Below are 2,469 nucleotides of genomic sequence, written 5' to 3' on the forward strand. Positions count from 1 at the left end.
GAGCCCGATATGAGGCATAGGCTTGCGGATAGCCATAGTACACAAATCTATTCATGTGTTGCATACCCCTTTGTCATAAATTGAAAACCTTCAATAACTTATGACAAATACCTATGTGGTGTTCCAATGAGTAATACCGGTAACATTATCCTGTCCGTTAGTTGAGAAAACGGCAGCCATTTATATGCAGGCTGCCGTTTCTTCGTATGTATTAAGCTAACGTTTTCCGTTAGCGTAATCTATTTTAGGAGACAAAAGTCATCTAACCGACTGGTAAACGAGACCTATGGCTCCAGAATCAAAGGTCTTGTTTTCGATAAGTTTAAGATTGACCTTCTCCTTTAGACCTTGGAATAACGGCAACCCGCTGCCGATCAGGACGGGAGAAACCGTAATTTTATACTCATCGATTAAATCAAGCTGCATAAGGTGGTGTGCGATCCTAGGACTGCCGAGGATGACCATATCCTTGCCTGGCTGCTGTTTGAGGTTCTTGATCTCTTCCTCGACATCTTCTTTCACCAGTCTGGAATTGTTCCATTCGACTTTGTCCAGCGTCGTGGAAAAAACGATTTTGGCTGTCTTATCGATCCACTCGGCATGATTCCGTTCATGCTGCGAAGCTGATGGGTTCGAAGGCACAGATGGCCAATAACCGTGCATTAATTGATAAGTCCCTCGTCCCCAAATGACGGTGTCGGCAGTACTTAGAATTTCTTTCGCGTATTTCTCTAAATCACCATCGTAGGAAATCCAGCCAATGTCCATTGCACCGTTTGGCCCTTCTACAAAACCGTCAAGCGATGCGTGCAAAAATAGAACGAGTTTTCTCATTTTCAGTGCTCCTTTGTTCATGAGGGATGTCTACATTAGTTACATTTTAGCACATTTCAGCTTGGATTGTTTCTTATGGATTGCTAAGCTAAACTGCCCGTTAGCACAACGCGGCTGCCGATTTTAAGCCGGCAACCGCGTCGTAGTTATTTATTATGCTGGTTCACCGTTCAATAAGGAAAATCTCTTCGATGCGTAAGTAAGGACTCGATTGCAGTCCCGATCAAGAAAAGTCAGCCTCTTACAAGGTGGGGACTAGTTGACGCTTACTTATCCTCCTTTTATTACCTATACAAATGAAACGGGAGTGCGTTAACACTCCCACCGTTTTTATTCCATTGCAAACAGCTTAACCGTATACTTAATAGTAGCAGGCGTGCCGTCTGTTTTGTATAAACCATTAAGCTCTACTACAAACTCATTTCCAGCATTTGGTTTATCGAAGTATGAATCGTCAACCTTAGGTAAGAAAGTAATGGTAACTCTTTCACCATTATTATCGTATAAAACTCCGAATCCTGGAGTTTCATTAGGGATTAGTTCAGTTACTTTTCCATCAACCAAATTGGTTACTTTTCCAGCAACCTCCGCTGGTTCTGGTAGTTTATATTTATTGGGGTTTAGGTAAAGACTCCAAGCAGTTCCCTGCGGAAGCCAAGACACAGGGAAGTAACCTTTATTTGGCCATGCAACATAATCATAACTAGAGTCAGTTGACTGACTATCATACATATCACGTACAAGTATATTACTAACTCTAATATCCTTATTGTACGGATCTACCTTGCTGCTATAACCTAGACCGATTTTTTGAAGGCTAGGGTCTAGAATCCAACGTCTGTGTCCAAGAGTGCTATACCCAGTATCAGAAGTGAGAATACGTATTCCTTCATATAACTCGTTTGTATCATTGGTTTCCTTAACGCTAGCTAGGCTACTAGTAACGGCACCATCATAAGCCTTTTTGAAAAATGAATCATCAACACCAGCTGTTTGAGTAGGTGTATGTGTTGATTGGTTGGTAGCTGTTAATAGAACAGATCCATGTTGAGCGATATCGTTGTAATTAGCATCTAACACCAATGCTGGCAATCCGGCCATTTCACGAACAAGGTTAGCGGCTTTAAGTCCATCCTGCATGAAACCATCACTCAGCTTACCTGCCTTATACGGAGCTGTATACGAAGGCTGTTCAGCAAAACGATCACCTTTATACGTTGGTGCATATTTGTTAAATAAAGCCTCAACGCTAGCCATGGTAGTTCCCTCAATAGCACGATCCTTAGCGATGTAGACCTGACGCTCAGAGTTAATCCAAGCTACATGCATGGATAGAGACTCGCTTACATAACGCAATGGAATCATAGTACTTCCATCAACTAGCGCAGGAGCTACAATAAGTTGTGAAGTAGTACCGTTGAGCTTAGCTATCTTGCTGCCAATAGTAAGTTCAACTTTAGTATCTCCCTTTGTACCAGTTACTGTCTGAGTTTTGTTATCCCATTTAATTTCCGCCCCAAGTGCTTCAAAGATAGCACGCATAGGCACAAGAGTTGTACCAGATTGGATGACAGGGTCTACAGGCATCTTCAGCAACTTACCTTCGATGTTAACTTCGATAGGCATCCAGGAGCC

Annotated in this window: 2 protein-coding genes; both read right to left on the reverse strand. The window is 42.4% G+C overall.

Annotation, left to right across the window (positions count from 1 at the left end; translation table 11 throughout):
* Positions 1-258: 258 nt before the first annotated feature.
* A complete protein-coding gene (locus tag GC093_RS18540) occupies positions 259-834 on the reverse strand; it encodes a dihydrofolate reductase family protein (RefSeq protein WP_047685646.1) in 576 nt (191 codons plus the stop codon).
* A gap of 330 nt (positions 835-1,164) precedes the next feature.
* Positions 1,165-2,469 (reverse strand): stalk domain-containing protein (locus tag GC093_RS18545; RefSeq protein ID WP_246314754.1); only part of this gene is annotated, 1,305 nt, incomplete at its 5' end.

It is taken from the genome of Paenibacillus foliorum, assembly GCF_013141765.1.
In the GTDB taxonomy this organism is placed as follows: Bacteria; Bacillota; Bacilli; order Paenibacillales; family NBRC-103111; genus Paenibacillus_S; species Paenibacillus_S foliorum.

What these genes read in the sequence shown, in the direction of transcription:
- GC093_RS18540 (WP_047685646.1), bottom strand. Translation starts at nt 834, where the DNA reads ATGAGAAAACTCGTTCTATTTTTGCACGCATCGCTTGACGGTTTTGTA.